The sequence below is a fragment of the Streptomyces sp. NPDC059455 genome (assembly GCF_042750115.1).
GTDB classification, from domain to species: domain Bacteria; phylum Actinomycetota; class Actinomycetes; order Streptomycetales; family Streptomycetaceae; genus Streptomyces; species Streptomyces endocoffeicus.
The window spans coordinates 83,028-90,598 of the sequence record NZ_JBHYVB010000017.1; the positions used below are offsets into that span (position 1 = coordinate 83,028).

Annotated in this window: 5 protein-coding genes; 3 read left to right on the plus strand and 2 right to left on the minus strand. The window is 71.3% G+C overall.

The window, feature by feature from the left end; genetic code table 11:
* Window positions 1–144: 144 nt before the first annotated feature.
* Window positions 145–1,797 (minus strand): hypothetical protein, encoded by a 1,653-nt coding sequence (locus tag ACFXB5_RS08870; protein ID WP_385204241.1) that lies wholly within the window; start codon window positions 1,795–1,797, stop codon window positions 145–147.
* Window positions 1,798–2,065: 268 nt separating this feature from the next.
* On the minus strand, window positions 2,066–4,273 hold the full coding sequence (locus ACFXB5_RS08875) for an elongation factor G-like protein EF-G2 (protein WP_385204244.1): 2,208 nt from the start codon (window positions 4,271–4,273) through the stop codon (window positions 2,066–2,068).
* Window positions 4,274–4,479: 206 nt separating this feature from the next.
* On the opposite strand from ACFXB5_RS08875, the gene pgsA reads away from it, so the two are divergent.
* Genes pgsA through ACFXB5_RS08890 form a run of 3 tightly spaced genes read left to right on the plus strand, consistent with a single transcriptional unit; the run spans window position 4,480 to window position 7,255 of the window.
* Complete coding sequence (gene pgsA / locus ACFXB5_RS08880) at window positions 4,480–5,148, plus strand: phosphatidylinositol phosphate synthase (RefSeq protein ID WP_344595181.1); 669 nt, start codon at window positions 4,480–4,482, stop codon at window positions 5,146–5,148.
* Complete coding sequence (locus ACFXB5_RS08885; protein WP_385204246.1) at window positions 5,145–6,098, plus strand: phosphatidylinositol mannoside acyltransferase; 954 nt, start codon at window positions 5,145–5,147, stop codon at window positions 6,096–6,098. The genes pgsA and ACFXB5_RS08885 overlap by 4 nt, the downstream gene beginning before the upstream one ends.
* A complete protein-coding gene (locus ACFXB5_RS08890) occupies window positions 6,095–7,255 on the plus strand; it encodes a glycosyltransferase family 4 protein (RefSeq protein ID WP_385204249.1) in 1,161 nt (386 codons plus the stop codon). The genes ACFXB5_RS08885 and ACFXB5_RS08890 overlap by 4 nt, the downstream gene beginning before the upstream one ends.
* The last annotated feature ends 316 nt before the right edge of the window (window positions 7,256–7,571 follow it).

The window sequence follows — 7,571 nt, forward strand, 5'->3', positions numbered from 1 at the left end:
CCCGCGCGACCGCGCGCCCCCCCGCGCGCGGGGGCCGCGCCGCGCGCGCGGCCGGGGGGGGGCTCGGGGGGGCGCAGGCGGGGCGCGCCCGGGGGGGGGGCCCCCGGGCCCGACCCCTTTGCGTCTGCCTTACGCGTCGTGCCCTTACGCGTCGTACAGATCGGCCTTCTTCGGGGCCACGTCCTGGACCTGACCGCTGAGGGCCAGCGAGCGGTTGCCGAAGCGCTCGGTGTCCACGCCGTGGTGCTTGAGCACCCCGATGGCCGCCTCATGGACCACCCGCAGCACGGGGGTGGCGGCGCGCAGCGCGTCGTCCGCCATGAAGCGGTGGCGCCAGGGCTTGTCCGCCCAGGCGTGCCGCAGACCGAACGGCTCGGGCAGGACCAGCTTGCCCCCGAGGTGGTCGAGTATCGGCGGGTACCAGGTGAAGGGGGCGCGCGCGGTCAGCCGCACGACCTCCTTCGTGTTCACCAGCGGCAGCGGGATGGACTTGGTCTCCCAGAACCGGAAGGTCTTGGCGACCGTCTTGCTGGGCGCCGACGGCTTGTTGTGGAACAGCGGATGTATCGGCCCCAGCGCATGCCCGGTGACCTCGATCCGCAGCGTCTTGTGCAGCAGGGTCACCGTGATCATCAGGGTGATCACCAACTGGCCGTCCCAGAGCACGAACTGCACACCCAGATAGTGCCGGTCACCGGCGCCGAACTGCTGCGTGTCGCAGATCCGCTGCAGTTCGACGCCCTTTATCTGGAAGCCCTCCTCCTCGGAGGTGCCGCCGCGCTCGACCGCCTTGGCCCCCTCGCCGATCGGCGAGACGACCCAGTGGCGCACGGAGGGGGTGGGGAAGCCGCCGGTGTGCAGCGGGGTGCGCTCCAGCATGCGCAGCTGGTCATGGATCGCCCGTATGACGTCCCAGCTGCGGAAGGGGTCGATCTCCTTGTCGGGATCGGCCGAGACCAGGTCCTCGGCCAGCTGCCAGCTGCCCCAGCGGGTGCCCATGCCCAATATGCCCTTGGGACCGGCGTAGAAGACCACATTGCTGTGCTGCTCGGCGGTGAGCTTGTGGAGCGCCTTGCGGAGCTCCTCGGCGGCGGTCTGGCCCGGGTGGTTGGGCACCGTCTCGGGCACCTTGGCGCCGACGCCGCCGCCGGAGAGCAGCCCGCCCCAGGAATCCCGGAGGTCCTTGGCGGTGCGCTCGCAGATCTGCTTGGCGATGTACCAGCCGATGATCGGGGCGACCACGACGCCCCGGAGATAGATCCCCCAGAAGCCCCCGAAGGGCAGCTTGATCAGGAAGATGACGACCATCACGCCGAGCGCCACCAGCAGCGCCGTGCCGAGCGCGCCCATTCGCTTGTCCTGGGCCCCGGCCACCGAGCGGCGCAGCTGGAAGGCGCCGAGCCAGAGCAGCACTCCGGGCAGGAACAGCAGCCCGAAGATCACCATGACGGCGGTGAGCCGGGCGTCACGGGTCTTGCGGATGCGGTTGGCGGCCAGACAGTGCTCGACCACCGTCTGGGGCTCTATGCCGAAGGACTGGATCACCTGGCCCCGGCCGCCGCCGAGCATTCTGGTCTGGACGGCGCGCGCGAACGCCTCGCCCAGATTCGGCTCGAAGAGCGAGATCCTCGGCTTCTTGACCTCCGAGACCGTCCACTCCGAATTGGCGTCGAGCAACTTTGCCACGGGATCGTCGCGGTAGGCGGCCGACGCGAGTGCCTGCGTCGCCGCTGTCTGTCCCGCCGCTCCCGACAGGGGAACCTGCGCCCCGGGACTGAAGTCGAATCCGTCCGTCACCAACGCCCCCAATACGGCACGCTCTTGCGCTGCGACCTCAGCGTATCCGGGGTGTGCACCGCCTGTCGCCAGGGCGTGTGCGGCCTGTGGAAAACCCTCGTGGAGAAGACCGCCCGCGGAACCGCCGGTGGACGGCCCACGGCGGAGGCCCGCCCGCCCCGGCGCGGTTGGGACGGGCGGGCCGTGACTTACGCCACGGACGGGCCGTGACATGGCCGTGGACTACCCCACGGACGGGGCGTGGACTACCCCACGGACGTATGGTGAACTACGCCTCCGCGGCGACTTGTTCGCGCATCCGCTCGGCCAGCTGGTGGGGCATCGGCTCATGCCGGGCGTAGGAGCGGCTGAACCGCCCCGTGCCATGCGAAAGCGATCGCAGATCGACCGCGTACCGACCGATCTCGATCTCAGGCACATCCGCCTTGATCAAGGTCTGTCCGCCGCCGGACTGTTCGGTGCCGACGACCCGGCCGCGCCGGCCGGACAGATCGCTCATGACGGCGCCGACATAGTCGTCCGAGACCAGCACGCCCACCTCCACCACCGGTTCCAGCAGGTCGATCCGGGCGTCGGCGGCCGCCTCGCGCAGCGCGAGCGCTCCCGCCGTCTGGAAGGCGGCGTCGGAGGAGTCCACCGAGTGCGCCTTGCCGTCCAGCAGCGTGACCCGCACATCGACCAGGGGATACCCGGCGGCGACGCCGCGCGCGGCCTGGCCGCGCACGCCCTTCTCGACGGACGGGATGAACTGCCGGGGCACCGCGCCGCCCACGACCTTGTCCACGAACTCGATGCCCGAACCCTCCGGCAGCGGCTCCACCTCGATCTCGCAGATCGCGTACTGGCCGTGCCCTCCGGACTGCTTGACATGGCGGCCGCGCCCGGCCGACTTCGCCCCGAAGGTCTCGCGCAGCGGGACCTTGTACGGTACCGCGTCCACCTGGACGCCGTACCGGCTGCGCAGCCGCTCCAGCGCGACGTCCATATGCGCCTCGCCCAGACACCACAGCACCACCTGATGGGTGTCCGGGTTCTGCTCCAGACGCATCGTCGGGTCCTCGGCGACCAGCCGGGACAGGCCCAGCGACAGCTTGTCCTCGTCCGGTTTGCTGTGCGCCTGGATGGCCACCGGCAGCAGCGGGTCGGGCATCTGCCAGGGCTCCATCAGGAGCGGCTGGTCCTTGGACGAGAGGGTGTCCCCGGTCTCGGCGCGGGTCAGCTTGGCCACGCACGCCAGATCGCCCGCGATGGCCTGCGGGAGGGTGCGCTGCTGTTTGCCGAAGGGCGCGGACAGGGCGCCGACCCGCTCGTCCACGTCGTGGTCCTCATGGCCGCGGTCCTCCAGACCGTGTCCGGACACATGGACGGTCTCGTCGGGGCGGAGGGTGCCGGAGAAGACCCGCACCAGGGAGATCCGGCCGACATACGGATCGGAGGAGGTCTTGACCACCTCGGCGGCCAGCGGACCGTCCGGGTCGCAGCTCAGCGGCGGGCGTGCGGCGCCCTGCGGGGTGGTGACGTCGGGCGTCTCGCGCTCCAGCGGGGACGGGAAGCCGCCGGTCACCAGGTCCAGCAGTTCGACGGTGCCCAGGCCCTGCTTGGACCCCGCGGTGGCGGGCGCCGCCGCCAGCACGGGGTGGAAGCTGCCGCGTGCGACGGCCTTCTCCAGGTCCTCGATCAGCGTCTTGACATCGATCTCCGCACCGCCGAGATAGCGGTCCATGAGGGTCTCGTCCTCGCTCTCGGCGATGATCCCCTCGATGAGCCGGCCGCGGGCCTCCTCGACCAGCGGCAGCTGGTCCTCCCGGGGCGGTGATTCGGTGCGCACCCCCGAGGAGTAGTCGAAGACCCGCTGGGTGAGCAGCCCGATGAGCCCGGTCACCGGGGCGTGCCCGTCCGGCTCCGGTTCGCCGCGCAGCGGCAGGTACAGCGGCAGCACGGCGTCGGGGTCGTCGCCGCCGAAGCTGTCCCGGCACAGCTCGGTCATCTCCTCGAAGCTGGCGCGGGCCGCTTCGAGGTGGGTGATCACGATGGCCCGCGGCATTCCGACCGCGGCGCACTCGTCCCAGATCATGCGGGTGGCCCCGGTGATGCCCAGGGCGTCCTGGGCGGCCGAGACAACGAAAAGGGCCGCGTCCGCCGCTCGCAGACCGGCCCTGAGTTCCCCGACGAAATCGGCATAGCCCGGGGTGTCCAGGAGATTGATTTTCATCCCGCCCCATTCGACGGGGACCAGCGACAGCTGGATCGAACGCTGCTGCCGGTGCTCGATATCGTCGTAGTCCGAGAGACAGCCGCCGTCCTCGACCCTGCCTGCCCGGTTGACCGCGCCCGTCGCCAGTGCGAGGGCCTCCACCAGCGTCGTCTTTCCCGTCCCACTGTGGCCGACCAGAACCACATTCCGCAGGGAGCTGGGCCGGTCGGCCGCCGCTGCCCTTCCGGCGGCCCCTGGGTGTGTACTCATCTTCTCGCCCATGTGTCTCGCCTCCCGGTCGACACCTTGCGATACTTCGAGCTTTCCACCCCTGTAACGGTGCGTCCATACGTCACACATGCGGCCGTACCACGCGCGGGGTCGCGGAGCCGTCCGACAGGTGCACGGTGCCCCTCCGGGGCCTGGCTACGATGGGCGCGCCGGTGGCCTCTTGACCACCCGGCCCGTTTCGACCCCCCGGGAAGGCCATGCTGAACAAGTACGCGCGTGCATTCTTCACGCGTGTTCTCACACCGTTCGCCGCTCTGCTGATCCGTCTCGGGGTCAGCCCCGACGCGGTGACCCTCACCGGCACCGCCGGCGTGTGTGCGGGCGCACTGGTCTTCTATCCCCGGGGGGAGTTCTTCTGGGGCACCGTCGTCATCACGCTGTTCGTCTTCTCCGACCTGGTCGACGGCAATATGGCGCGGCAACTGGGGCGCTCCAGCCGCTGGGGGGCGTTCCTCGACTCCACGCTGGACCGGGTGGCCGACGGCGCGATCTTCGGTGGTCTGACGTTGTGGTACGCGGGCCGCGGGGACGACAATGTGCTGTGTGCGGTGACGATTTTCTGCCTCGCCAGCGGCCAGGTGGTCTCGTACACCAAGGCCCGCGGCGAGAGCATCGGCCTGCCGGTGAACGTCAACGGACTGGTGGAGCGTGCCGAGCGCTTGGTGATCTCGCTGGTGGCGTGCGGCTTCTCGGGGCTGCACAAGTTCGGCGTGCCGCATATCGAGATCCTGCTCCCGATCGCGCTGTGGATCGTGGCCGTCGGCAGCGCGGTGACCCTCGTCCAGCGGGTGGTGACGGTGCGCCGGGAGGCCGCCGAGGCGGACGCCGGGGAGCGGACGGTGCCCCAGGGGGGCGAGGCGCGGTGAAGGAGAGGCTGACCGACGCGCTGTACGGACTCGGCTGGAGCGTGGTCAAGAAGCTCCCGGAGCCGGTCGCCGTGGCGCTGGGGCAGCGCATCGCCGACCAGACGTGGAAGCGGCGCGGCAAGGGCGTGCTGCGCCTGGAGGCCAACCTGGCGCGCGTGGTGCCGGACGCCTCGCCCCGGCGGCTGGCCGAGCTGTCGCGGGCGGGCATGCGCTCGTATCTGCGCTACTGGATGGAGTCCTTCCGGCTTCCGGCGTGGAGCCCGGAGCGGATACGGGGCGGCTTCGACGTCAAGGACGTGCACTATCTGGTGGACGGTCTCGCCGAGGACCGGGGCGTGATCCTGGCGCTGCCGCACATGGGCAACTACGACCTCGCCGGGGCCTGGGTGACCACCCATCTGGGGGTGCCCTTCACCACGGTCGCGGAGCGGCTGAAGCCGGAGTCGCTGTACGACCGGTTCGTGGCCTACCGCGAGGGGCTGGGCATGGAGGTCCTGCCGCACCAGGGCGGGAGCGCCTTCGGGACGCTGGCGCGGCGGCTGCGCGCGGGCGGTCTGGTGTGCCTGGTCGCCGACCGCGATCTGTCCGCCTCGGGCGTGGAGGTGTCGTTCTTCGGCGAGCGGGCGAAGATGCCGGCCGGGCCCGCCGCGCTCGCCCTGCAGACCGGCGCCCTGCTGCTGCCGGTGACCCTCTGGTACGACGAGTCGCCGGTGATGCGGGGCCGGGTGCATCCGCCGGTCGAGGCGCCCGGGGACGGGAACCGCGAGGAGCGGACCGCCGTCATGACCCAGGAGATTGCCGACGCCTTCGCCTCGGGGATCTCCGAGCACCCGGAGGACTGGCACATGCTGCAGCGGCTGTGGCTCGCGGACCTGGACCGCGGTCCCGGAAGCGCTGGAAGTCCCGAGGGCCCCGGAAGCCCTGGACGCCCTGAAACGGAGAAGCCTTGAGGATCGGGATCGTCTGCCCGTACTCCTGGGATGTCCCAGGCGGCGTCCAGTTCCACATCCGCGATCTGGCCGACCATCTGATCCGGCGCGGCCACCAGGTCTCCGTGCTGGCCCCGGCGGACGACGAGACGCCGCTGCCGCCGTACGTGGTCTCCGCCGGGCGCGCGGTGCCGGTGCCGTACAACGGCTCGGTGGCCCGGCTGAACTTCGGGTTCCTGTCGGCCGCGCGGGTGCGCCGCTGGCTGCACGACGGCGCCTTCGACGTCATCCACATCCACGAGCCCACCTCGCCCTCGCTGGGGCTGCTGGCCTGCTGGGCGGCCCAGGGGCCGATCGTCGCGACGTTCCACACCTCCAATCCGCGCTCCCGGGCCATGATCGCCGCGTATCCGATCCTCCAGCCGGCGCTGGAGAAGATCAGCGCGCGGATCGCGGTGAGCGAGTACGCGCGCCGGACGCTGGTGGAGCACCTGGGCGGGGACGCGGTGGTCATCCCCAACGGCGTCGATGTGGACTTCTTCGCCGACGCAGAGCCGAAGGAGGAGTGGCAGGGGGAGACGATCGGCTTCATGGGCCGGATCGATGAGCCCCGTAAGGGGCTGCCGGTGCTGATGCGCGCCCTGCCGAAGATCTTCGAGGCCCGCCCCGGGGCGCGGCTGCTGATCGCCGGGCGCGGTGACGAGAAGGAGGCCGTGGCCGATCTGCCCGCGCCGCTGCGGGAGCGCGTGGAGTTCCTGGGGATGGTCAGCGACGAGGACAAGGCGCGGCTGCTGCGCAGCGTCGATGTCTATATCGCGCCCAATACGGGCGGCGAGAGCTTCGGCATCATCCTCGTCGAGGCCATGTCGGCGGGCGCCGCGGTCCTCGCCAGCGATCTGGACGCGTTCGCCCAGGTGCTGGACGGGGGAGCGGCGGGTGAGCTGTTCGCCAACGAGGACGCCGACGCCCTGGCGGCGGCCGCGGTGCGGCTGCTGGGCGACGAGAAGCGGCTGGTCGAGCTGCGGGAGCGGGGCAGCCGGCACGTACGGCGCTTCGACTGGTCGACGGTGGGGGCGGACATCCTCGCCGTCTACGAGACGGTGACGGACGGGGCGGCGTCGGTGGCCGCCGACGACCGTACGCGGCTGTGGGCGCGGTTGGGGCTCGCGAGGGACTAGGCCCTGTCCGGTGGATCTTCGCGGATCGGCCCGCGGCGTCTGGTGCGGTGGTTCGCAAGGCGGAGGGTCGTCCTCGTACCGGGTTGTACTCGGACGATCGCGACAACGCAGCCGGGGGCACCTCCCAGCGGTAGCTGGGGGCGCCGTGCCAGGCGTCGCGGGCCCGCGAAGATCCGCCGGACAGGGCCTGAGCGCTCCGCTGGAAGTGTCGCGATGCGTCGTCGGCCGACCGCGGCGCCGTCGTGGCTGGTCGCCCACGCGGCGGAGCCGCACAACCTCACCCCCGCCGCGGGGCCGCGCGGCGACAACACCCCCC

Excerpts from the sequence above, each read along its gene's own strand:
- ACFXB5_RS08875 (WP_385204244.1), bottom strand. The coding sequence starts at position 4,273 with ATGGGCGAGAAGATGAGTACACACCCAGGGGCCGCCGGAAGGGCAGCG.
- pgsA (WP_344595181.1), top strand. The coding sequence starts at position 4,480 with ATGCTGAACAAGTACGCGCGTGCATTCTTCACGCGTGTTCTCACACCG.